The organism is Orlajensenia leifsoniae, assembly GCF_004570845.1.
In the GTDB taxonomy this organism is placed as follows: Bacteria; Actinomycetota; Actinomycetes; order Actinomycetales; family Microbacteriaceae; genus Orlajensenia; species Orlajensenia leifsoniae.
The window spans coordinates 51,639-74,159 of sequence record NZ_SPQZ01000010.1 but is presented as its reverse complement, the minus strand read 5'-3'; the positions used below and the strand labels follow the sequence as shown (position 1 = coordinate 74,159).

At 70.0% G+C, this 22,521-nt stretch carries 26 protein-coding genes and 1 pseudogene; 10 read left to right on the top strand and 17 right to left on the bottom strand.

Annotation, left to right across the window (positions count from 1 at the left end; genetic code table 11):
- The first annotated feature begins 2 nt into the window (after positions 1–2).
- Genes nadB through E4M00_RS17555 form a run of 3 tightly spaced genes read left to right on the top strand, consistent with a single transcriptional unit; the run spans position 3 to position 3,621 of the window.
- Positions 3–1,580 (top strand): L-aspartate oxidase, encoded by a 1,578-nt coding sequence (nadB, locus tag E4M00_RS17565; RefSeq protein WP_135121772.1) that lies wholly within the window; start codon positions 3–5, stop codon positions 1,578–1,580.
- Positions 1,574–2,482 carry a carboxylating nicotinate-nucleotide diphosphorylase gene (gene nadC, locus E4M00_RS17560; protein ID WP_135121771.1) on the top strand — a complete coding sequence of 303 codons (909 nt, stop codon included), beginning with the start codon at positions 1,574–1,576 and terminating at the stop codon, positions 2,480–2,482. The genes nadB and nadC overlap by 7 nt, the downstream gene beginning before the upstream one ends.
- The gene (locus E4M00_RS17555) at positions 2,479–3,621 is read left to right on the top strand and encodes a cysteine desulfurase family protein (RefSeq protein ID WP_135121770.1); all 1,143 of its coding nucleotides are present in this window, start codon (positions 2,479–2,481) and stop codon (positions 3,619–3,621) included. Before nadC ends, E4M00_RS17555 begins: the two co-directional genes overlap by 4 nt.
- A 3-nt stretch (positions 3,622–3,624) precedes the next feature.
- On the opposite strand, the gene corA is transcribed toward E4M00_RS17555, so the two are convergent.
- Positions 3,625–4,641 (bottom strand): magnesium/cobalt transporter CorA, encoded by a 1,017-nt coding sequence (corA, locus tag E4M00_RS17550; RefSeq protein ID WP_135121769.1) that lies wholly within the window; start codon positions 4,639–4,641, stop codon positions 3,625–3,627.
- 223 nt (positions 4,642–4,864) lie between these two features.
- Here corA and E4M00_RS17545 point away from each other — a divergent pair, with 223 nt between their 5' ends.
- Both E4M00_RS17545 and E4M00_RS18210 read left to right on the top strand, forming a co-directional pair.
- Positions 4,865–6,406: a DHA2 family efflux MFS transporter permease subunit gene (locus tag E4M00_RS17545; RefSeq protein WP_275668236.1), complete on the top strand. Its 1,542-nt coding sequence runs from the start codon at positions 4,865–4,867 to the stop codon at positions 6,404–6,406.
- Positions 6,407–6,472: 66 nt separating this feature from the next.
- Positions 6,473–6,604 carry a hypothetical protein gene (locus tag E4M00_RS18210; RefSeq protein ID WP_268765601.1) on the top strand — a complete coding sequence of 44 codons (132 nt, stop codon included), beginning with the start codon at positions 6,473–6,475 and terminating at the stop codon, positions 6,602–6,604.
- Here E4M00_RS18210 and E4M00_RS17540 read toward each other — a convergent pair.
- The 4 genes from E4M00_RS17540 to E4M00_RS17525 form a co-directional block, all read right to left on the bottom strand.
- A complete protein-coding gene (locus tag E4M00_RS17540) occupies positions 6,549–7,148 on the bottom strand; it encodes an RBBP9/YdeN family alpha/beta hydrolase (protein ID WP_135121767.1) in 600 nt (199 codons plus the stop codon). The genes E4M00_RS18210 and E4M00_RS17540 overlap by 56 nt on opposite strands.
- 115 nt (positions 7,149–7,263) lie before the next feature.
- Positions 7,264–7,659 carry a ribonuclease E inhibitor RraB gene (locus E4M00_RS17535; RefSeq protein ID WP_135121766.1) on the bottom strand — a complete coding sequence of 132 codons (396 nt, stop codon included), beginning with the start codon at positions 7,657–7,659 and terminating at the stop codon, positions 7,264–7,266.
- 140 nt (positions 7,660–7,799) lie between these two features.
- Entirely contained in the window at positions 7,800–9,464 is a 1,665-nt protein-coding gene (locus E4M00_RS17530) for a VWA domain-containing protein (RefSeq protein ID WP_135121765.1), read from the bottom strand.
- 116 nt (positions 9,465–9,580) lie between these two features.
- On the bottom strand, positions 9,581–10,261 hold the full coding sequence (locus E4M00_RS17525; protein WP_135121764.1) for a TetR/AcrR family transcriptional regulator: 681 nt from the start codon (positions 10,259–10,261) through the stop codon (positions 9,581–9,583).
- Positions 10,262–10,359: 98 nt separating this feature from the next.
- Between E4M00_RS17525 and E4M00_RS17520 the strand changes: the two genes are divergently transcribed.
- Positions 10,360–11,295, top strand: coding sequence for an SDR family oxidoreductase (locus E4M00_RS17520; protein WP_135121763.1), 936 nt, complete (start codon positions 10,360–10,362; stop codon positions 11,293–11,295).
- Between the two features lie 55 nt (positions 11,296–11,350).
- Here E4M00_RS17520 and E4M00_RS17515 read toward each other — a convergent pair whose 3' ends face one another.
- The 3 genes and pseudogenes from E4M00_RS17515 to E4M00_RS18125 form a co-directional block, all read right to left on the bottom strand.
- On the bottom strand, positions 11,351–11,809 hold the full coding sequence (locus E4M00_RS17515; protein WP_167756955.1) for a DUF4279 domain-containing protein: 459 nt from the start codon (positions 11,807–11,809) through the stop codon (positions 11,351–11,353).
- A 1-nt stretch (position 11,810) separates the two neighbouring features.
- Positions 11,811–12,182 carry a hypothetical protein gene (locus E4M00_RS18130; protein WP_240037273.1) on the bottom strand — a complete coding sequence of 124 codons (372 nt, stop codon included), beginning with the start codon at positions 12,180–12,182 and terminating at the stop codon, positions 11,811–11,813.
- Positions 12,183–12,289: 107 nt separating this feature from the next.
- Positions 12,290–12,511: pseudogene (locus E4M00_RS18125) on the bottom strand (LON peptidase substrate-binding domain-containing protein); the annotation flags it as partial.
- 227 nt (positions 12,512–12,738) lie between these two features.
- On the opposite strand from E4M00_RS18125, the gene E4M00_RS17505 reads away from it, so the two are divergent.
- The 3 genes from E4M00_RS17505 to E4M00_RS17495 all read left to right on the top strand — a co-directional run bounded on the left by E4M00_RS17505 (position 12,739) and on the right by E4M00_RS17495 (position 14,267).
- Positions 12,739–13,071, top strand: coding sequence for a VOC family protein (locus E4M00_RS17505; protein ID WP_167756954.1), 333 nt, complete (start codon positions 12,739–12,741; stop codon positions 13,069–13,071).
- Positions 13,072–13,114: 43 nt separating this feature from the next.
- Positions 13,115–13,615, top strand: coding sequence for a tetratricopeptide repeat protein (locus E4M00_RS17500; protein WP_135121760.1), 501 nt, complete (start codon positions 13,115–13,117; stop codon positions 13,613–13,615).
- Between the two features lie 76 nt (positions 13,616–13,691).
- Entirely contained in the window at positions 13,692–14,267 is a 576-nt protein-coding gene (locus E4M00_RS17495) for a carboxymuconolactone decarboxylase family protein (RefSeq protein WP_135121759.1), read from the top strand.
- 48 nt (positions 14,268–14,315) lie between these two features.
- On the opposite strand, the gene E4M00_RS17490 is transcribed toward E4M00_RS17495, so the two are convergent.
- The 9 genes from E4M00_RS17490 to E4M00_RS17450 all read right to left on the bottom strand — a co-directional run bounded on the left by E4M00_RS17490 (position 14,316) and on the right by E4M00_RS17450 (position 22,145).
- Positions 14,316–15,176 (bottom strand): Fpg/Nei family DNA glycosylase, encoded by an 861-nt coding sequence (locus E4M00_RS17490; RefSeq protein WP_135121758.1) that lies wholly within the window; start codon positions 15,174–15,176, stop codon positions 14,316–14,318.
- A gap of 120 nt (positions 15,177–15,296) precedes the next feature.
- Complete coding sequence (locus E4M00_RS17485) at positions 15,297–15,776, bottom strand: nucleoside deaminase (RefSeq protein WP_135121757.1); 480 nt, start codon at positions 15,774–15,776, stop codon at positions 15,297–15,299.
- Between the two features lie 6 nt (positions 15,777–15,782).
- Positions 15,783–15,992 (bottom strand): dodecin, encoded by a 210-nt coding sequence (locus E4M00_RS17480; RefSeq protein WP_056167001.1) that lies wholly within the window; start codon positions 15,990–15,992, stop codon positions 15,783–15,785.
- Positions 15,989–16,288 carry a hypothetical protein gene (locus E4M00_RS17475; protein WP_135121756.1) on the bottom strand — a complete coding sequence of 100 codons (300 nt, stop codon included), beginning with the start codon at positions 16,286–16,288 and terminating at the stop codon, positions 15,989–15,991. The genes E4M00_RS17480 and E4M00_RS17475 overlap by 4 nt, the downstream gene beginning before the upstream one ends.
- 7 nt (positions 16,289–16,295) lie before the next feature.
- A complete protein-coding gene (locus tag E4M00_RS17470) occupies positions 16,296–18,083 on the bottom strand; it encodes a cell wall-binding repeat-containing protein (protein WP_135121755.1) in 1,788 nt (595 codons plus the stop codon).
- A 237-nt stretch (positions 18,084–18,320) separates the two neighbouring features.
- Positions 18,321–19,214, bottom strand: coding sequence for a DNA-formamidopyrimidine glycosylase family protein (locus E4M00_RS17465; protein ID WP_135121754.1), 894 nt, complete (start codon positions 19,212–19,214; stop codon positions 18,321–18,323).
- Positions 19,215–19,364: 150 nt separating this feature from the next.
- A complete protein-coding gene (locus E4M00_RS17460) occupies positions 19,365–20,792 on the bottom strand; it encodes a hypothetical protein (RefSeq protein ID WP_135121753.1) in 1,428 nt (475 codons plus the stop codon).
- Between the two features lie 71 nt (positions 20,793–20,863).
- Positions 20,864–21,448: an RNA polymerase sigma factor gene (locus E4M00_RS17455; RefSeq protein WP_240037268.1), complete on the bottom strand. Its 585-nt coding sequence runs from the start codon at positions 21,446–21,448 to the stop codon at positions 20,864–20,866.
- Positions 21,449–21,680: 232 nt separating this feature from the next.
- Positions 21,681–22,145 carry a DUF8821 family protein gene (locus E4M00_RS17450; protein ID WP_135121752.1) on the bottom strand — a complete coding sequence of 155 codons (465 nt, stop codon included), beginning with the start codon at positions 22,143–22,145 and terminating at the stop codon, positions 21,681–21,683.
- Positions 22,146–22,262: 117 nt separating this feature from the next.
- Between E4M00_RS17450 and E4M00_RS17445 the strand changes: the two genes are divergently transcribed.
- Complete coding sequence (locus E4M00_RS17445; RefSeq protein WP_135121751.1) at positions 22,263–22,484, top strand: hypothetical protein; 222 nt, start codon at positions 22,263–22,265, stop codon at positions 22,482–22,484.
- Positions 22,485–22,521 lie beyond the last annotated feature (37 nt).

Sequence of the window (22,521 nt, the reverse complement as noted above, 5' to 3'; positions counted from 1 at the left end):
CCATGCACGTTCTGGTGATCGGCAGCGGCCTCGCCGGCCTGTTCGCGGCCGTGCGCGCCACGGATGCCGGTCACAGCGTCACCCTCGTGACGAAGAGGGCGCTCGCCGAGAGCAACACCGCCTACGCCCAGGGCGGCATCGCGGCAGCACTGTTCCCCGACGACTCGGCCGACGCCCACCTGCTCGACACCCTGAGCGCTGGCGACGGTCTCTGCGACGTCGATGCCGCTCGCGTGCTCGTCGACGAGGGGCCGGCCCGGGTGCGCGACCTCATCCGCTTCGGCGTCGCCTTCGACGGCGATGGGTCGGGATCCGGCCTGGCTCGCGGCCTCGAGGCGGCCCACCGGCGGGCCCGAGTGCTGCACGCGGGCGGCGACGCCACGGGCTTCGCGATCGAGCACGCGCTGATCGCGACGGTGCGCCACCGTACGGCCGTCGTGCACGAGCACACGATGCTCGTGGAGCTGCTGACGGATGCCGACGGCGTCGTGGGCGCGATCGTGCAGGGGCCCTCCCGGACGCGCTCGGAGCTCCGCGCCGACGCCGTCATCCTCGCGACCGGCGGCGCCGGCCAGCTGTACCGTCACACGACCAACCCTGCGGTCGCGACCGGCGACGGAGCAGCGGCGGCCTGGCGAGCCGGAGCGCGCATGGCCGACCTGGAGTTCCTGCAGTTCCATCCGACGGCGCTGGCCGTGCCCGGCACGCCGCTGGTCTCGGAGGCCGTGCGCGGCGAGGGCGCCGTGCTGCTCAACGCCCACGGCGAGCGCTTCATGCTCGACGTGCATCCGCTCGCCGAACTCGCTCCCCGCGACGTCGTGGCCCGGGCGATCGCCGTCGAGATGGCGGCCCAGGGCGGTGAGCCCGTCCTGCTCGACGCCACGGCGCTCGGACGCGATGCGCTCGAGACGAGATTCCCGACCATCACCGCCGCCTGCCGGTCGGCCGGCTACGACTGGGCCGTGCAACCCGTTCCCGTCTCCCCTGCCGCGCACTACTTGATGGGCGGCGTCGCGACCGACACCTGGGGACGAACCTCGCTCGCCGGCCTCTACGCGATCGGCGAGGTGGCCTGCACGGGAGTCCACGGCGCCAACAGGTTGGCGTCGAACTCGCTGCTCGAGGCGGCGGTCTTCGCCGATCGGGCGGTGCGCGACCTGGGAGCTGTCCCGCTCGTCGCCGGCGATGCTGGAAAGCGAGGAACTTCGGGTTCCGACGCCCCCATATCCGCCGCCCTCGACGGCGTGTCGGACCGAGACTCCTCGCTTTCCAGCACGGACAGCGCACTCCGCGGCACGATCCAGGCGATCCTGTGGGAGCACGCCGGCGTGCTGCGATCCGGTGACGGCCTGCGGCACGCCCGCGAGGCCCTCGCCGCGGTGCCCAGGCCCGACACCGACGCCGCGTGCGACGCATCGGTCCTCGAGGACGCCAACCTGCTCGACCTCGCCCGCCTCATAGTCGGAGCAGCCCTCGCCCGCGAGGAATCGCGCGGCGCCCACTTCCGCTCCGACTTCCCCGTCGCGAATCCGCAGCTCGCCGTTCGCACACCCCTCCGAGAGGACTCCCTCGCATGCTGACCCCCGCCGCCATCGACCGCATCGTGTCCGCGGCGCTCGAAGAGGACGCCCCTTGGGGCGACATCACCTCGGCGACCCTCATCCCCGAGGGCGCCACCGCCACCGCCCAGCTCGTGGCGCGCGAGCCCGGCGTCTTCAGCGGAGCACACGTCTTCGCGGCTGCGTTCCGCCTCACCGATCCGCGCGTCGTCGTGACGCTGAAGACCTCCGACGGCGACGTGTTCGAGACCGGCACCGTGCTGGCGGAGGTGACCGGGCCCGCCCGCGGCATCCTGCAGGCCGAGCGCATCGGTCTCAACTTCGTGCAGCGCATGGCCGGCATCGCCACGCTCACGGCCCGCTACGTCGCGGAGACCGAGGGCACCAGCGCGCGCATCGTCGACACCCGTAAGACCACCCCGGGCCTGCGCGTGCTCGAGCGCCAGGCCGTGCGCGACGGCGGCGGGCACAACCACCGGCACTCGCTCTCCGACGCCGTGATGGCCAAGGACAACCATCTCGCCGTGCTCACCGCCGGTGGCCTGTCGGTGACGGATGCGCTGCTCTCCGTTCGCGCCCGGTTGTCGCACACGACGCACCTCGAGGTGGAGGTCGATCGCATCGACCAGATCGAGCCGGTGCTCGCGGCCGGGATCGACACGATCATGCTCGACAACTTCAGCCCCGACCAGCTGCGCGAGGGGGTCGCACTCGTGGCCGGCCGCGCCATCGTCGAGGCCAGCGGGGGTGTCACCCTCGACACCGTCGCGGCCATCGCCGCCACCGGCGTCGACGTCATCTCGGTCGGCGCCCTCACGCACTCGGTGCGCTCGCTCGACCTCGGGCTCGATGTCGTGATCGAGGCATCCGTCGCGGAATCGGCCCCGGCCACGACTGCCGCCACCACTCCGGCCACACCGTGATCTATCTCGACAACGCCGCGACGACTCCCGTGCGCCGGGAGGCGATCGAGGCGATGTGGCCCTACCTCACCGGGAGCTTCGGCAACCCGTCGAGCGTGCACGGCGTGGGCGAGAGCGCCGCACGCGGGCTGCGCGAGGCCCGCGCCGAGGTGGCCCGCATCGTCGGCGCACGTGCAGGTGACGTCGTCTTCACCTCGGGCGGGACCGAGGCCGACAACCTGGCGATCAAGGGCATCGCCCTGGCAACGCCCCGCGGTCGGCACATCATCACGACGCCGCTCGAGCACGAGGCCGTGCTCGAGTCCGTGGCATTCCTCGAGCGCGTGCACGGCTTCGAGGTGACCCTGCTGCCCGTCGACTCCGCAGGCATCGTCTCGGTCGACGACCTCGCCCGGGCCATCCGCGACGACACGACGCTGGTCAGCATCCAGTACGCGAACAACGAGATCGGCACCGTTCAGCCGCTTCCCGAGCTGGCCGCCATCGCTGGCGCCCGGGGAGTCCCCATCCACTCCGACGCCGTCCAGGCCGCCGGATGGCTCCCCCTGGGCATCGACGACCTCGGCGTCGACGCCCTCTCCCTCGCGGGCCACAAGGTCGGCGCCCCCAAGGGCATCGGGGCTCTCGTGGTGCGCGGGCGCATCCCGCTCGAGCCCGTGCTGCACGGCGGCGGACAGGAGCGCGAACGCCGCAGCGGAACCGAGAACGTCGCCGGAGCGGTGGCGTTCGCGACGGCCCTGCGTCTCGCCGAGTCCGAGCGAGCGGATGCCGCGGCCCGGGTGAGCGCACTCCGAGACGACTTCATCGCGGCCGTGCTCGCATCGGTTCCCACGGCTCGGCTCACCGGCGACGCGACGCACCGCCTCCCGGGCACGGCATCGTTCGTGTTCCCGGGCACGAGCGGCGAGGCCGTCCTCCTGGAGCTCGAACAGCGCGACGTCGTGTGCTCGAGCGGATCGGCGTGCGCCGCCGGCAGCGACGAGGCCTCGCACGTCCTGCTGGCGCTCGGACTCGACGCCGAGGTCGCCCAGACCGCCGTGCGCTTCACCCTGGCGAGCACGACGACGCCCGACGAGCTCGCGACGGCGGCCACGTCGACAGCGCAGGCCGTCGACGCCGTCAGCGGCATCCGGAACTGAGCCTCAGAGCCACCCGCGCTTCTTGAACACCTTGTAGAGGCCGAACCCCATCGCCACCATGAGCGCCAGGGCGAACGGGTAACCCCACCTCCAGTGCAGTTCGGGCATGTAGTCGAAGTTCATGCCGTACACGGTTCCGACCAGCGTCGGGGCGAACAGGATCGCCGCCCAGCTCGAGATCTTCTTGACCTCCTCGCTCTGCGCGATGTTGGTCTCCGAGAGGTTGCGCATCTCGTCGTTCTGGCGCTGTCCCACGAGGGTGAGCTGCACGGTGAGGGCGCTCTGCAGCAGCTGCCGGTAGCTGTCGCCCCGGTCGATGATGCGCAGCACGTGGTCGTTCACGTCGCGCAGGTGGCGCTGCAGCTCGAGGTCGACTCCGTACTTCTCAGACCCCGCCTGGAGGCCGGCGAGCATGCCGACGAGGGGCTGCGTCGCGCGTTGGAACTTGATGACCTCGCCCGAGAGGTCGTAGATGCGGCGTGACACGGCGCTGTCGCCGTCGAAGATCTGGTCCTCGATCTCGTCGATGTCGTTCTCGAGCCCGGCCATGACCGGTGTGTACTCGTCGACCACCTCGTCGAGGATGGCGTACAGCACGGCCTCCGGGCCCTGCGCCAGCAGCTCGGGCGCCGCCTCGAGACGGTGCCGGACGGCGGCCAGGTTCGGTGCTTCAGCATGCCGGATGCTGACCACGAAGTCGGGTCCGATGAAGATGTGCACCTCGCCGAACTCCACCTCCTCCACATCGTCGAGATAGCGTGCGGGCCTCAGCACCACGAACAGGGTGTCGCCGTAGCGTTCGAGCTTCGCCCGCTGATGGCCGTTCCTGGCGTCCTCGACGGCCAGGTGGTGCAGCCCGAACTCCTCCGCGACGGCGTTCAGCTCGGTCTCGCTCGGTCGGTACAGGCCGATCCAGGCGAATCCGCCGAGCTCGGCCTTCGCCTCGAGGGTGAGGTCGAGGGTCTCGGGCGTCGCCACCCGCTTCCCGTCGACGTAGACGGCGTTGTCGATGACGGCCATGGGTTCCTTCGGTGCAGCGGACGGACGGCCTCAGAGTACGCCGCAGTGTCTGCGGCTCGCGGTACCCTCGCGGAACACTCACGGTCGACATCCGGAATTCTTGCGGGTTCCGGGAATGTCGTCGGTCTCGTTCCGGTTCGCACTCAGTACACGCGACAGCGGTTCGGGGCCGACGCCGCCCTCGTTCTCCCAGCCCACGCCTCCCATCCTTAAGGGGATCCCTGTGACCGACAAGACCACCTCCGACGCCGTCGCGCCGAGTGATCTGGCCTCCGGCCCCACCGACCGCACGTCGGCGGATCAGGCCCAGACGGATGCCGCCCGCGCATCTCGTGCCGGCCGCGAACGCAGCGTGCTCTGGGTGCTGCTCGTCGCCACCTTCGTCGTCATCCTGAACGAGACGATCATGAGCGTCGCGATCAAGACGCTGCAGGTCGACCTCGGCATCGACGCCCGCGCAGCCCAGTGGCTGTCGACGTCGTTCATGCTGACGATGGCGATCATCATCCCCGTCACCGGATTCCTGCTGCAGCGCTTCACGACGCGCTCGATGTTCATCACCGCGATGACGCTGTTCTCCCTCGGCACCCTCCTCGCCGCCCTCGCACCGGGATTCGAGGTGCTCCTCGCGGCCCGCATCATCCAGGCCTCCGGAACCGCCATCATGATGCCGCTGCTGATGACGACGATCATGACCGTCGTGCCCAGTTCGGAACGCGGCAAGACGATGGGCAACGTCTCCATCGTCATCTCGGTGGCTCCGGCCATCGGCCCGATCATCTCGGGCGTCGTGCTCTCCCTGCTGAGCTGGCGCTGGATGTTCTGGATCGTGCTGCCCATCGCACTCGCGATGCTGATTCTCGGCTACCGTCGCCTGCAGAACGTCGGCGAGACGCGCAAGGCGCCCATCGACTCCCTCTCCGTCGTGCTCTCGGCCTTCGGCTTCGGCGGCCTCGTCTACGGCCTGAGCCGCATCGGAGAGACTCCGGCCGCGGGTGAGGACGCCGCCATGGCCGCGATGCCCATGTGGATCTCGCTCGGTGTCGGGGCCGTCTCGCTGGCCGCGTTCATCATCCGCCAGCTTCTCCTGCAGCGACGCGACCGCGCCCTGCTCGACCTGCGCGTGTTCCGCTCATCGACCTTCACCTTCTCGGTGATCATGATGGCCGTCAGCATGATGGCGCTGTTCGGCACCATCATCGTGCTGCCCATCTACATGCAGCAGGTTCTGGGCCTCCCCACCTGGCAGATCGGCCTCATCCTGCTGCCCGGTGGTCTCGTCATGGGCCTGCTCGCGCCGCTCGTCGGCCGCCTCTACGACAGGGTCGGCCCGCGGGTGCTGCTCGTTCCCGGAGCCATCGTCGTCAGCGGAGTTCTCTGGGCCCTCACGACGGTGTCGGAGGACACCTCGCCGCTCTTCATGCTCGCCGCGCACGTCACGCTGAGCGTCGGGCTGGCCTTCCTGTTCACTCCGCTGTTCACCGCCGGCCTCGGGTCGGTGCAGCCGCACCTGTACTCGCACGGCAGTGCTGTGATCGGCACGGTGCAGCAGGTCGCCGGCGCCACGGGAACAGCCCTGTTCATCACCCTGATGGCCACGCAGACGGCAACCCTCACGGCGGCGGGCGATGCGCCGAACACCGCAGCGGCCGGCGGAGTTCAGGCGGCATTCCTGGCCGGCGCGATCATCTCGATGCTCGGCATCGTGGCGGCGCTCTTCATCCGCAAGCCCGTCGACGCCCCCGAGGGCGTCATCGCGCACTGACCGGTCGCCTCGAGCGAGACTGTCGGCACAGGTCGATCACCCCCGATGTCTGGCTAGGCTCAGGACATGAGCGACAACACAGCTGCAGACCGCGAGGAACTCGACCGCGAAGAGGACGAGGTCTCCCCCGAGCCCGAGATCCTCAAGGAATGGCTGCCGGACGCGGAGCCGTCGGACGGCCCGGCACCGGCTCCCTGAGAACCTGATCGGCGAAGGCATCCACCAGCGCGCGCCCGTCGGGCCAGGCGCCCAGACCGCTGTCGCTGTTGATGTGCCCGAGGGCGCCCGCGATGACGAGCTGGGCGTTCCAGCGTGTGGCCAGCTCCGCTGCGGCATCCGCGGAGCAGTAGGGGTCATCGCTGCTCGCGATCAGCAGCAGGGGAACGGATGCGGCCCGCCTGGCGATGCCGATGAAGCTGGGGCAGCGCTCCGGGAACACGTCGATCGCCTCATCGGGCGGCGCGACCAGCACGGCTCCGGCGATCCCGGCGGCACGTCCTCGGCCGAGCCACTCCACTGCGGCGATGCAGCCGAGGCTGTGGGCGACGATGAGCACCTCGTCTTCGCCGGACTCCCGCGCTCGCTCGACGGCGTTCTCGAGAGCGGCGATCCAGTCCTCGATCTCGGGATGCGTCCACGACGACGGGGCGATACTCCCGATACCGGCGTCGTCGTTCGCCCAGAGGGTCTGCCAATGCTGCGCGCCCGATCCGTCGATGCCCGGGACCATCACGATGCTCATGGTGATCAACTCTGCCAGCGCCGACGCGGTGAGGCTGCAGGACAAGAGTCATCCTTCGTCGAGAAGCCGCCACGATCCGTCGTGGCGGCTTCAGGACGTCAGGCCATGCGGCCCGTCAGGACCAGTGGATCTCCTCGGGCGAGTCGGGGATGTGCACGAGAGGGCGGCGCGCTGTGACGACGGGAGCACCCCATCCGTCGTAGTCGCCGGAGTGGGCGTCGACGACGGCGGTGACAGCGCGCACGAAGTACCGCGCGCTCTCCTCGTCGACGGCGTCCAGGCGCACGGCGCACATCACGTGGGAACTGTTCGTCGACATCGTCGAGCAGCGGAAGGAGAGCCGCTCCAGCTCGGCGACGGCGGCTTGAGCGTCGGCATCCGTGGGGAAAGAGGCGAAATGTTCGACCTCGCGAAGCCGGGACAGGTCGTCGCCGAGTATCCGGCGATTGTCGATCTGCGTGCGATCGACTGCGAACTGAGAGGCGAGACGTCGGGTGTACTCGTCGGTCATTCGTTGATCCCTTCTGTGACCATTTATGGTCACAGTACCGACTCCCCCGTTCGGGGCGCATCCCTTCTCAACAGCTCCCAGTGCTCTCGAAGGAAACTCCCTGATCCAACCGGAGAATCATTCTTCGAGAAAAGACGGCCTCAGCAGTCGGGGCGACAGGACCGCTGGGAGAGGGCGTCGACCAGCACGTCTCCGAGGTCCTCGGGCTTCGTGGCCGAATAGGCGGCTCCGCCGGTGACCTTGGCGATCCTGGACATGGCATCGAGGTCGGTGTCGGGGCCGAAGCCGATCATGATCACGGGCACGGGCTTGTCCGGATCGGCCTGCTTCTCGAGCTGCGCGAGCAGCTCGTCGAGGGAAATGCCGTTCTCGTCCTCGTTCTTGCCATCGGTGATCACCAGCAGCGAGTTCACCTTCGAGGCGTCGTAACCGTCGCGCACGTTCTTCACGCCGGCGAGGGTGGTGTCGTACAGGCCGGTCGCGCCTCCCAGGCGATCGGGCAGCGAGGCGACGATGCCGGCGATCTGCTGGCTGTGCGCGGCGTCCCCGAGCGGGGCGATGGGAGCGAGGTCCTCCCAGTCCTTGTCGCCGTCGCGCTGGGTCGAGAACACCCACACGCCGAGTTCCACCTCGCCCGAGAACTTCTGCAGTGCGCCGGATGCCGCCTGCTGGAAGATGTCGATGCGCCGGAGCCCGCTCTCGGACGGCTCTTCCATCGAGCCCGAGACGTCGATCGCGGCGAGCATCCGCGACCGCAGGTTGAGCACACCCCACGTACGCAGGATGCTGAGCTGCGACGCGCCGTCGGCTCCGGCCATCAGCACCACGGGCTGCGCGACGACACCCGGTGCGTCGAGCACGCCGGTACCGTCGCCCTCCCGGAATCCGGCCGCCACGATCGCGTCGGACGAGGCATGGACCGCCTCCTCGAAGTCGGCGATGAGCGCGTCGAGCTCGGCGTCGCCCGTCGACTCCCCTCCGACGCGCACGAACGGGAAGTCGACCCCCGCCGTGCCGTCGGCCGGGTAGAGGGCGAGGAATTGGTCGCTGTCCGGTGCGGAATTCGTCGACGCCACGGCCTGCTCTGTCGTCACGACGACGGTCGGAACCGACGCGGACTCCGCCGAGACGAGCGCGGCGTCCAGCGAGCGCGGAATCGTCTTGCCGAGAGCGATCATCGCCCCGGCGAACGGGCGGATGTCGTCCCCGGGCGCGTGTGCACCGAGTGCCCCGAGTGCGGCGAGGCTCGCCCCACTGCCCTCGGGGTCTGGCAGCAATGCCGACAGCGAGCCGTCGAGGATCGATGACCAGCCCACGGGATCCTCGGCGAACGCGGCCGATTGCGCAGCAGGGGCCGCGAAGACGACGGGCGTGGTCGCGACGGCATCACCGAACTGCGCCGTGGGCGCCGGCCGCCCCAGAGAGGCCGCCGTCGCGTCCGTGCGCGTTCGCCACGCTGCGGAGTCCGGAACCCAGACGTCGGCGTGCACGTCGTTTCCCGCGGCGAGGACTGATGCCGTGTCGGCGGAGTCCTGGGCCTTCACGGTGGTCTCAGTGCAGGAGTGGGACGCGTCGAAGTCGGTCGCGATGCTCGCCATGACCGGGGCGATGGCCGGATCGGCGACGACGGCCAGCGGGCTGACGGAGTCGCAGGATGCGGTCGGTGTCCCTGTGGGCAGGAGATCGTCGAGCGAGCCGCTGGCCCACGCGATGCCGCCACCGGCGACGAGGCAGACGGCGACGAGGGCGGCGACGGAGCCCCAGATCAGGCCCGGACGGCGTCGCGCGATTGTGTGACGTCCCACGATGACTCCATTGTCGATACGAGGCCGTCACCAGCCAGGATTCGTCTAGTTGTGGTCACCCCCATGAGGGGGCCGACGTCAGTGTATCCGACGGGCGCCGGAGCGCAAGAGGTCGTTCAGTCGAGCGTGGGGGTCCGTTCACGCAGACCCGCGATGAGGGTCGCCACGAGCTCCCGGATGCCGACACGCAGGTCGATGCGCATGGCTGCGAGTGCCGGATCGCCGGCGTAGGCCTCGGCCATGGCCGGCGAAGGCTGCGATGCCGCCCAGAGGCCGCCGATGACGATGACTGTTCCGCCTGAGAACGCCAGCGCGGCCGCATCGCCCTTCTCCCCCAGCAGCGGTCGGGCGAACCCGGCCAGGTCGTGCGCCGTCTCGAGCGACGATCGCTTGTACGCCGCGGCTGCCGGAACGGAGACGTTCCGTTCGAGCACGACGGCGGCGCTGGCGCACAGGTCGCAGAACACGGGTCGGGCGACGGCCGCGGCGGCGATCATGGACGCGAGGCCGTCCACCGTGGCCGCCGCCCGAGGGTCGGCATCCGTCAGCGCACGCAGGTCCCTCAGCCAGGCCCGGAACTCGCGGTCGTACAGCTCGAGCAGCACGGCCTCGCGCGAGTCGAAGTAGCGCAGCACGTTCGACTTCGCGAGGCCGACGCGGTGCGCGAGCGCTGTGAGACTCAGCTCGGAGACGCGCGACTCGGAGAGGATGCCGGCCGCGGCGTCGAGGATGGCCTGACGGCGTTCGGCGCGCTGCTCGTCGCTGCGGGCCCGGTGGAACGGTGCTGCGAACGTCATCCTGAGTCTTTCCTCACCATCCCGATATAACAGAACCACGGTCTGTTATCTTGGCCCCATAAGAGACCACCGGTCTATTATTCCGCGAAGGAGTCTCCATGTACACCGTGCCCGATCAGTCCGGACGCCTCATCGTCGTCACCGGCGCGAACAGCGGAACCGGCAAGGAGGCCACGAGGCGCCTGGCCTCGGCCGGCGCCCACGTCGTCATGGCCGTGCGCACCATCGAGAAGGGCGAGGCGGCGCGAGCCGAGATCCTCGACCAGTCCCCCGGATCCAGTCTCGAGGTCCGCCACATCGACCTGTCCGAACTGGCGACGGTGCATGCCTTCGCCGACTCGCTCCTCGCCGACGGCCGACCCGTCGACACCCTCGTCAACAACGCCGGCGTGATGGCCCCACCGAAGCGGATGGAGACCCGCGACGGCTTCGAGCTGCAGTTCGGATCGAACTTCCTCGGCCCGTTCGCATTGACGAACCTGCTGCTGCCGCTCGTGCTCGAGTCGGAGCATCCGCGGGTCACCACCATGACGAGTGGCGTGGCCAACGCTGGGAGGATCCACTTCGACGATCTGCAGTACGTCGACCGCCGCTACGTGCCGATGCTCGCCTACGCGCAGTCGAAGCTGGCGAACATGCTCGCCGCCCAGCACCTCGCGCGCGTCTCGGACGAGCGCGGCTGGAACCTGATCAGCACCTTCGCCCATCCGGGCTTCACCCGCACCAATCTGCAGAGCGCCGGCGCCAACCTCGGGAGAGAGACGCCCCGCCGTTCCCTCCTCGCCGGTGACCGCACCATCGTGCCGTCGCAGGGTGTCGAGCAGGGCACCGAACCGCTGCTGTTCGCTGCGACCTATCCCCACGCGCCGCAAGGCGCCTACTACGGCCCCAACCGCCTCGGCCTGGTGGGACCGACCAAGCGCATCGACCTGCCGCGCTCGGCGAGGGGCGTCGACCTGGCGGCCTCGCTCTGGACCGTCGCCGAGTCGCTCACGGGCACGCGGCTGCCGGATGCCGCCCCTCGGGCGGCCTGACGCGGGCCGAGCGCCAGCGGGTCTCCTGACCGCCCGCAGGCCGGCGCCGGCGGCGCTAGAGCACGGCGTCGATCCCGTCGGCCTCCAGGTACGCGGTGCCGTAGAGGTCGCAGCCGATGATCGCGAGGCCGCGGATGAGCTCGGCGTCGAAGACGAACGGCGCCTGCGTGCTCGATGAGATCGCCGACCACCAGAGACGCAGCTCGTAGTCCGCGCGCAGCGTCTCCAGCTGTTCCCGCTTCTCGCGGAAGACGTCGACGAGGAGACGGATGCTGGTGGAGCCGGCGGCATCCGCCACTCCGGCCCCGGTGGTATCACCCCGCACCGTGTGCTCCCAGAGCGAGTGGGTGTACTGCGTCGGCGAGTGGCTGCCCGCCCGCCGCGAACGCGAGCGTCGGCGCGCATCGCCGATCTCATGGATCGACGTGGGCTCGACCCCGAGCGCAGCGGTCACCGCCGCCGCGCTCAGATGGTCGGAGTAGATCGCGAGCGTCGCGATGTCGTCTGTCGGCATGTCATCCCCCCAGTCCGTAGCGGCCCTCGCCACCCCGGTCGTCATCCTCATCGTCGTCGTCATCGGGCTCGCCGAGCGGATCGTCGTCTCCGTCGTCTCCGTCGTCGATGTCGCCGGCCGCTCCGGCATCCGTCACCGGATCGAGCCAGGCCGGTGCGACGATCTCCCCCGCCGCCGCGGTGAGCTCGGAGACAGAGGCCAGCAGGGAGCCGAAGCTCGTCGATCGCAGCAGGGCGACCTGGTCGAGTTCGCCGAGCGGGGCAATGCCCGCCAGCTGCCACGATGCCTCGGCCGGATCATCGGAGAGCGCCACATCGGCAGACCAGGACCCCTCGACGAACTCGCTCGCCCGGGCGAGGGATCGGCGCACCACCCGTTCCGCGTTCTCGAGGCGCCGCGGTCGTCCTCCGACCAGATCAACTCCGGCAGCACGCGCACCTCGGCCACGGGGTGCGGATCCTCCGGCAGCCAGTCGACCACCTCGATGCGGCGCCCGCCCTGGGCGACCAGCGCGAGGGTGCCGTCCGCCGTGCCCATCTCGGTGACCGTCGCCACAGTGCCCACCGAGAACCTGTGCTCTCCTCCGCCGACCTCTTGGCCGCGTTCGATGAGCACGACACCGAACTCCGCCGTGTCGCTCTCCAGCAGACGCGAGAGCATCACGAGGTAGCGCGGCTCGAAGACGCGCAGGAGCAGAGGCATGTGCGGGAACAGCACGGAACCCAGGGGGAACATCGCCAGCTCGGCCATGAGGCCAGCGAACCACGTCGCGGCACCGAAGGCCATGGATCACCGGCAGGTACACAGGATCGGGTCCGCCTGCGGATGCCGGGCTGGACGGTGCTGACCCACACCGGCCTACCCGATGGCGCTCGACCCGAGTAGGGTCTGGGGCGACGCAGACCCTCATCCCGACGACCGGAGGCGCCGTGAAGCTCCGATTCCTGCACAACCCCGTCACCGATCTGGCCGAGGCCGATGCCTTCTACCGCGACGTTCTCGGCTGGGAGGAGGCTTGGCGCGAGGGCGACGACACCGTCGCGTTCCAGATCCCCGACAGTGACATCCAAGTCATGCTCTCGGTCGACCCCGACCCAGCAGGCCCCATGTACGAGGTCGACGACCTCGAGAGGTACCTCGCCGAGACGCCGGAGCTGACGGTGACGACTCCCCCGCGACCGATCCCCGACGGCGCCGTCGCGGGCCTCGTCGATCCGGCCGGGAATGCGTGGTTCGTGTTCGACCAGCACCCCGAGGAGTAGCGGCTGCACCTGCGCCATGCCGGCGGCTCGCTAGCGTTGGGGCATGACGATCGACGAGTGGGAACAGCAGGTCGCGGACTTCTGGGAGGCGTTCGACTCCGCCCCGCCCGAGAGCGACGCGCAGGCGCATCCGTTCGTCGCACGCCTCGACGCCCTCGCCGACGACTGCCCGGCCGACGACGGTCGCGCCGAGTTCGAGCGCGGCTGCATCCGTGACTCCACAGGCCGCACCGGCGAGGCCGTCGGTCACTACGAGGCCGGGCTGGCTGCCGGTCTCGACGACGTGCGCCGAGCCCGCACCCTGGTGCAGATGGCGAGTTCCCGGCGGGTTCTCGGCGAACCGGATGCCGCCCTCGCGATCATCGCGAACGCCGACCCGCACGCCCTCGGCGGCGCTCCCAGCGCCGTGCGGGCGTTGATCCTCCACGACCTGGGCTCCCACGATGAGGCGCTGCGCGTCGCCATCGAAGCGCTCGTGCCGCACTTGCCGCGCTACAGGCGCTCGATGGCGAACTACGCGAGGCTGCTCACCGAGCCGGAGTGACCGGGGACCGCCGGGCTCTTCCGCCGAGCGGTCCTCGGTGCGACGATGGACGGCATCCGTTCGAGGAGGCACGAGCATGTCGATCATCCGCACAGTTCCCGATGACGAGGCCACGGGGCGTCTCGCCGAGCTCTACGCCGACGACATCGCCGACCAGGGCTTCGTGGCCGCTCACACCCGGGTGATGGGGCTGCATCCCGAGGCCTACGACGCGTGGGAGGCGCTCATCACCGCCATCGGTCGGCCGATGGGCAAGCGCCGGTACGAGCTGGTGACGCTCGCGGCGGCTCGCGGGTCGCACTCCCGACACTGCCGGCTGGCCCACGGACGCCGCACCCTCACCCTCGCGCTGTTCGACGTGGACCAGCTGATCCGGATCGCGCGCGACTACGGCGACGCCGACCTCACCGAGGCCGAGGTGGCCATGATGGCCTTCGCCGAGCAGGTGAGCGTCGACGCGTCGGTGATGACGGATGCCGACAGCCAGCGCCTGCGCGACGTCGGGTTCAGCGACCGCGAGATCCTCGACATCACCCTGGCCGCTGCGGCACGCAACTACTACAGCCGTGCCGTGCAGGCTCTCGCGGTCGACGTGGACGAGACGCCCGGCATCAGCGAGGAGTTGAAGGTTGCGCTGGTCGCCGGGATCTGACCGGTCGATTGTGCGCCCGGTTGCCTAGCTGCCGAGCTGCCGAGCTGCCTACTTGAGCAGCCGCGACAGGATGCGGTCGGCGAGCACCTTGCCTCCGGTCTGGCACGTCGGGCAGTACTGCAGGCTCGAGTCGTGGAAGTTGACGTCGCGCACGGTGTCGCCGCACACCGGGCACGGCTGACCCGAGCGCGCGTGCACCCGCAGGTTGGCGCGCTTGGCGTCTTTGAGCTCGGCGGGCGGCTTGCCTGAGGCGATGGCAGCGGCATCCGTCAGCGTCGTGCGCATGGCGTCATAGAGGTGCGCGACGGTCTCGGGCGGCATCGTCGCCGCGATGGCGAAGGGCGAGAGCTTCGCGACGTGCAGGATCTCGTCGGAGTAGGCGTTTCCGATGCCGGCGATGATCGACTGGTCTCGCAGCAGCCCCTTGATCTGGGTGCGTCGCCCTCTGAGCACCTCGGCGAACTCGGCCTCGGTGAAGTCGTCGGCGAGGGCGTCGGGGCCGAGGCGGGCGATGCCCGGGACCTCGTGCGGGTCGCGCACGACGTAGACGGCGAGGGACTTCTTGCTGCCGGCCTCGGTGAGGTCGAAGCCGGAGCCGTCGTCGAGTCGCACTCGCAGGGCTATGGGCGAGCGCCCGGGCTTGATCGCGGTCGCGGGCACGGCGTCGAACCAGCGCAGCCAGCCGGCGCGGGCCAGGTGGAAGACGAGGTGAGCGGCATCGGTCTCGATGTCGATGAACTTGCCGTGGCGCGTGACGCCGGTGATCGTCGCCCCGTCGAGGGCGTCGATGGGCGGGTCGAACGTCTTCAGCGCCGAGAAGGAGGTGATGGTCGCCCGGCTGATGGCGTGGCCGACCGTGCGCTCCGCCAGGAAGGCGACGAGCGCGTGGACCTCGGGCATCTCGGGCACGCATTCAGTCTGCCGTGACGGTGCGACATCCGGGAGGGGGTTGCGCTCACCAGAGATCAGCCGGGATCAGCTGACGTCAGCTGACGTCAGCCGACGTCAGCCGACAGCCGGCAGCCGGCGTCAACCGAGCGCCGCCCGCCGCAGGAGCTCCCTCACCTCGGAGGCGAACGGCTCGACCGGGCCGTCGACCGGGAGACCCGGCGCGACGGTCGTGATGGGCAGCACCGCCACGGCGCTCGGCGCGAGACCCCACTCGGAGCGCCATCCGCTGATCTGGCCGGCGGATGCCGCATACACGATGCGACCGAGCCCGACCCAGGCATGCGCCGCCGAGCACATCGGGCAGTGCTCGCCCGAGGTGTAGACGACGGCCAGCGCCCGCTCGTCGGGGGCGAGGTTGTTCGCGGCCCATCGAGCGATCTCGAACTCCGGATGCAGGGTCTCGTCGCCACCCGAGGTGCGGTTCCGATCCTCGAACAGGGTCCTGCCGGAGGCATCCGTCAGCACCGAGCCGAAGGGCTCGTCACCGGCGTCGATCGCCTCGCGTGCCAGCTCGACCGCGCGGGCCAGCACCCGGCGGTCGGCATCCGTCACCGGCACGGCCGGTCAGTCCTCGAGCCTGAAGCCGACCTTGAGGGTGACCTGGAAGTGCGCGACGGCACCGTCTGCGACCTCGCCCCGCGTCGAGACGACCTCGAACCAGTCGATGTTGCGCAGGGTCTGGGCGGCACGGGCGATGCCATTGCGGATGGCGGTGTCGGTGCTCTCCGGGGAGGTTCCGACGATCTCGGTGACGCGATAGGTGTGGTTGCTCATGATGCTCCCGTCGGCCCGCGACCGCGGCGGTGCGGGGTGATTCCGAGGCTACTCCGGCGCAGGTGCGTCGCGCCGGAACATGTCACCGCGGCGTCACGGAACCCGTCAGCCGAGGTCGCGACGGATGCCGAGGGCGGCGTCGACGGCCTCGCTGATGTCGTCGTAGCGGCATCCGCCCGGCAGTCGTAGTCGACCACGGCGAGACCGGAGTCCCCCATGGTCGGCACGACGGCGACGCCGACGTTCGCCGTCGACGCGCAGCGTGGACAGGCGAGCGTGAGGCGGCGTTCCGTCATGACGACCTCAGCCGATCTTGATGCCCTGGAGCGCCATGAACGGAACGGCGTCGATCTGGGTGCCGTTCTTGTACACCTCGAAGTGCAGGTGGCAGCCCGTGGCTGCTCCCGTCGCACCCGACCAGGCGATCTGCTGGCCGGCGACCACGTACTGCCCCACACGGACAAGGGTTCCGCCCGTGACGATATGCGCATAGCCGGTGTCGATACCGTCGCCGTGGGCGATCTTCACGAAGTTGCCGTAGGTGCCGAGCGGCTCCGCGTAGCTGACCCGACCACCGGACGCCGCGTAGATCGGCGCCCAGCAACCGGTGCCGATGTCGGTGCCGCGGTGGACGGACTGCGAGCATCCGCCCGGCGTGCAGATGGGCTCGCGGGGACCGAACGATCCGGTGATCCGACCGGAGGCGGGCTTCGCCCACACCTGAGCGCAGGCCGTGTTCTGCAACACGGCGTTGCCGACGACGGCTTCTCCGCCGAGGATCACGCGAGAGACCGGCTGCAACTCGTTGATGGCGATGGCTGCCGGCTGCGGGATGCACTCGGCGCGCGTGATGTACAACGGGGACCGGAGGCCGCCGGCGAGGGCCGCTCCGGGGAGAGCGTCGGCGAAGTCGGCGCCCGTGGCGATGAAGGCGTTCGCCAGGGGCTGTGCCGGGCTCGTCCGGAAGACGGCATCGTTGATGGCCGCGGCCGTGAGGTACCTGTCCTGTCCCTGGTGTCGCTTGATCGCGTACCCGCGAGAGCTCACCTGGCTCTCAATCGAGTCGCTTACGGCAGCGCTGCCGCCTGCGATGCGCACGGTCTTCACTCCGAGACGCTCGAGGAGGGTGTAGGTGCTCTGACCCATCCCGGGCAGGACGCCGTCGATGAGGAAGACGGGTGCGCCGAGCTTTCCCGCAGCGGCGGACGCGGCCAAGGCATCGGGGAAGTCGCGTCCAGTGGCGATGAACGCCTCCCGCGATGACCTGAACGCACCGCCGACGAGCAGTTCACTGGTCTCGTAACGGCTGGCACCGCCGAGGCGTTCGATGCTGGGCGTCAGGGTGCTCAGCGTCGTGTAGACGTCGGCGCTGACGGCGGCCTCTCCACCCGCCACGACGATGCGAGCAGGGGCGAGACGTACGATCTCGGCCCGCACGACCTCGGGCAGGACAGCGGTCTGGGTGAGGAGGAGTGGTCCACCCTGCGCCGCAGCCGTAGCGGCCGCGGACAGGGCGTCGGGGAACGTCGCTCCGGTCGCGATGTAGACCACGGGCACGTTCGGGGAGAAGCGCCGCGAGATGGAGACGGCGGTCTCGTAGCGGTCGGCTCCCGAGAGACGCTGAGCTCCGGGCGCGAACGGCTTGATGACGGTCTGCACCTTCGGCGCTGCCCGGCCGAGGAGTCCGTTGGTCTTCTCGTCGGAGAGGACGGGAGCTGTCGGCTCGGGCGTCGGCTCGGCGGACGGCTCCGTCGTCGGCTCGGCGGACGGAGCCGGGGCGGGCTCGACTGTCGGCTCGGTCGTGGGCTCGGTCGTGGGCTCGGGCTCGGCGGTCGGCTCGGTGCTCGGCTCGGCGGACGGATCAGCCGACGGCTCGGGCGGCGGCGGCGGGCTCGTCGAGGCGTCGGGCGCCGGATCCGCAGCGGGCGCCTCGGTCGGCGGCGCCGTCGCATCGCCGGTGGACTCGGTCGTGGTGGCGGCATCCGTCGTCGCCGCACTCTGCGACGAGCCGGGCGCGAGCTCCGCACCGACTGCCGGACCGACCGCACCGAACCCGATGATGACCGCCGCCGCGATTGCGACGGCGTTCATCCGCATGAGTGAACGCATGATGATGAAACCTCCCCAAGCGGCCGGCGACGTAGGGGAACACCGGGCGCTCCTCGCAGTGTACGACCCGCACTTCGCCACCGCGAAGCCCCTTTTCGAGCCGATCTGCCACGCGCGGGCGTGTCGCGACGTCGTCGCGCCGCCCATTCCGGCCCGTCACAGTGGTTTTCATCTGTAACACGGGCATCGGATCGCGATGCTTCGGGCGACGGATGCCGGTCACTTCAGCGGCAGCAGTTCGCCCCAGGTCTGGCAGTTCGGACAGTACTGCGCCGTCGTGCTGGCGAAGCTGAAGTCATGGATGGTGCCGCCGCACACCGGGCAGGTCTCCTCCGCTCGCCCGTGCACGCTCATGGCCGCGACCTTGGTCTCTTTCAGCTTCGCGATCGGCACGCCCCGGCGGTCGGAGATCGCGCCGGTGATGGTCGCGACGGTCGCGTCGAAGAGGCGGTCGAGTGCGTCGGCGTCGAGGCTGGCCGCGTGCACGACGGGAGACACCTTCGCGGCGTGCAGGATCTCGTCGGAGTAGGCGTTGCCGATGCCGGCCAACGACTCCTGCTCCTGCAGCACCGCCTTCACCTGCTTGCGGCGGCCGACCACGGCGCCGTCGAAGTCCTCGCGAGTGAACGTCGGATCGGCCGGATCGGGTCCGAGCTTCGCCACGGCCGGCACCTCGGCCGGGTCGTCGACGACCCAGAGACCGAGCGAGACCCAGTCACCGGCGTCGGTGAACTCGAGCACCGGCGTGTCGTCGAAGGCGAGAGTCACCAGGGCGGGAGGCGGCGCGGGTGCGTCCGTCGGCACGGCTGCCGCTCCCGGCGCGGATCCGCTCGGTGGCGCTGCAGCGTCGTCGATGGCGGCATCCGCCCCACCCCAACGGGCCCAGCCGTGTCTGCCGAGCGACACGACGAGATGGTGCGCCCCGAAGGCCAGATCGAGGAGCTTGCCGTGGCGGGTCACCGCGGTGACACGTTCGCCGACGAGCGACTCCGGCGCACGGGAACGGGTCTTCGTGGTGCGGAACTCGAGCACGTCGACCCCGGTCAACGCGTGGCCGGTCAACCGCGCGCCGAGTTCTTCGGCGAGCGCCTGCACCTCCGGTGACTCGGGCATGACGCCAGCCTCCCATATGCCGCCGACATGCGGCCAGCGGGATGCCGGACAGCGGGCGCATCCGCCTGAGGGATGCCGGACAGCGGGCGCATCCATCTGCGGGATGCCGAACGGGCGGCATCCGCCTACCGGATGCCACCCTCCGGCGCCCTACTCCGTGGCGAAGTCGAGCATCGAGTCGGCGACGGCGATGACCGACCAGGTGCCGCCCTCGGCATCCGTGAGCTCGTAGGCGGGCACGACGACCACGCTTCCGTCGGGCTGCCACTGGCTCGCGAGCCCGAGCCTGGCACTCACGATGTCGACCTGGTTCACCGGCCACGACAGCGCGGCTCCGGCCGTGGGTGTCGCCGGCGGCTCAGTGGGCGGCACCCACTCGGCCGGGGCGTCGCCTGCGGCGGCGTCGGCGGTCGTGCGCAACGCGATCGGGAGGTTCGTCATCTGGGCGCCGAAGCGCGGGTCGGAGAGCCGCTCGAACGCCTCCTGCTCACTGACGACCTCGTAGTCGCCCAGGGGAACGATCGGCGCCAGCCCACCGTAGGAGTTGACGATGCCCTCGGTCGCCAGCTCCAGGGTCCACGGCTGGTCGACGCGCTGACCATCGATGACGGGCCAGGCCTGGGCGGTACGGGTGAGAGCGCCCTCCCAGGTCTCCGAGCTGTACTGGTACGCCTCCGGGTCTCGCCCGGTCGCCGCGATCACGGAGCGCATGGATTCGATGGCGGCTTCCTCCCCCGGGACGGTGCCGTCGCCCGACGGAACGCAGGCCCCGGTCTCGTCTGTGTCCTTGCAGTTCCAGGGGTTGATGACCGGGTTCGAGTACGAGAACGAGAGCGTGCCGTCGAGCGACACCGTGAGTTGCGGGGCGGTCCCGTCCTGACTGCCGACGAACCAGATGCCGTCCTTCAGCTCCGGCACGCCCTCGAGACCGAACGCTGCGGCCAGAGCCGACACGGTCTCGACATTCGACGCCGCGCGAGCATCGAAGGTGTAGCCCGGCGCCGATCCACCCGAGGTCGACAGGCCCGACGACGTGAAGTCGTTGCGCCCGAACCCCGACGGATACATCATGTCGGCGGCCGAGCCGGCGGCCATCTTGCGACTGTCGGCTCCAGCCCCCGCAGACGGGACGCTCGGCGCCGCGCCGGAATCTGCAGCGGCACCCTCCGGCACTCCCTGCGACATCCCCTGCAGGGAGATGGGGGGTGCAGCGCCGTCCGCGAGAGTCGACGTTCCCCCAGTCGAGGCACCGACGGCGTACCCGGCGGCACCGAAGATCGCGATCGATGCGGCGACCGCCGCGATCGGAATCCACCGCGGGCGACGCCGCCTCCGCTCGGTGCCGAGGTCGGTCACGGGCGCCGGCTCCCCCGCCGGAACGTCCGTGGCCGCCTCGAAGTCGGGTGCGATCCCAGTCGACGCCGCGATGACCTCGTCCGCGAATCCCGGGCGAGGTTCTACCTCTGCAGCGGGATCGGCGGCGCGCAGTCGCGCCTCGGGGTCGAGTCCGCTGTCTCCGCCGGTTCCGTTGTCCCGGTCGAGATCCTTGTCCCGGTCGAGCCCGTTGTCATCGCTCATGTCGCTTCAGCCTTTCGTGCGTGCGCCTACTGATACCTATGTGCAGAGGGCGCCGAACCTTGCACGGACGTCTAGAACGACATCCGCTCGCCCCACGCCTCACGCAGGCGCTTGCGGGCACGGGAGAGAGCGGCATCCGCCCCCGACCGCGAGATGCCGAGAACCGCGGCGAGCTCCTCGCCGTCGAGGCCCTCCCAGGCGTGCAGCAACAGGATGTGGCGATCGCGCTCCCCCACCGTCGCCAGCGCTCCCCGCAGCTCGGCGTCGAACAGGGCACTCAGCTCCGGGTCCTCGCTCACGCGAACTGTGCCGGTCTCGGGCACCTCGTCGACCGGGAGGTCGATCGTCTTGCGGCGGTGATTGGCGAGGGTGAATCCGGCGGTGCGGTACAGCCACGGCAGCACGGCGTCGACGGGCACGTCGCCGCGGCGGCGCCAGGCCGTGGCGAACACCTCGGCGGCGAGGTCCTCGGCGTCCTGTCGTGGCCCGCGGCGGGCGAAGTAGCGCACGAGGGCGGTGGAGTGCTCGCGCACGACCTCGGTGAACCACGCGACGTCGTGGCTCGCCGCAGCGCCCTCACGGGGCGGGTCGGCGCTCTCGGGCATTCCCACTCCCTCGGTCACGTCGGCGTCTGCTGCGGTGCTGGCGATCCTCACACCCTGAATATGTCGCGTCTGCCGCGAGTCTTGCACGGGCGCGCGACGAACTTCGGGAGCTGCGATCGACGAAGACGTTGAACGCCGGTCGTCCGTCCTGATCTCCGACGGCGGCCGGCGCAATTCAGGCTCGATCGCCTTCAGCAGGGCGAGTCGTGTGCAGACACGCCTACCGAACGCAATCGAGCCTGAATTGTGCGCAGATCGAGCCTGAATTGTGCGCAGGTCGAGTTCAGTACTCGCCCTTGATCACGAAGAAGGAGCCGCGGATGGTGCCGGCCAGTTTCGACTTCTGGCGGGCGAACTTGAATCGCTCGGCCAGCTCCTCCGGGATCTCCATCCCATCCGACAGCTTGAACCCGACGGCGCGCTTCCCGCCCTCCTCCAAGCCGTACATGACGTTGATCGAGAGGCCGGACTCGTAGAAGACGTAGGTCATCCGAGTGCCGTCGACCTCGAAATCGGTGACCTCCAGCGGACGGGAGGCGATGACGATATCGCGCTCCTCCTTCAGGATGCGTGTCACGCGCTCGAGTGCGGCCGGGTTCTCCTCGGCGGTCTCGACGGTGAACGTGTGGTCGAACTTGTTCTTGTAGTACCGCGCCTCGTTGGCACGGAGGCCGGCGAGGGCATCCGTGACCGGAGAGGACTCGAGGCCCTCCGTGGAGACGTTCACGAAGTCGACGGCGTACGGCATGGGTCCTCCTGGTGTGCGAATGACCCCACGGTACTGCGATGGTCGGGTGCGGGCTTCTCCGATCCTGCTCGGTGACTTTCGGATGCCGACCCTCAGGTGCCCCTCGGTCGGAATACCATGGCGACAGAGCCCATCACCGGGCGCGCCTCAGCATCGGGGCGCACCGTACGAGAGTGGGAGGGCACCATGGCGTCGACGAAGGCTCTCCGCTGCAGGTTCGGCCTGCACAAGTGGGTCCTGCGGCACCAGGAGGAGACGGGTCTGGCGTACCACGAATGCGCTCTCTGCGGCGTGGAACGCAGCGACGACGGCCCTCCGGCGACCTTCCACTTCTCCTGACGGATGCCGTGCATCGCCGACACCGCCGATGCAGTGC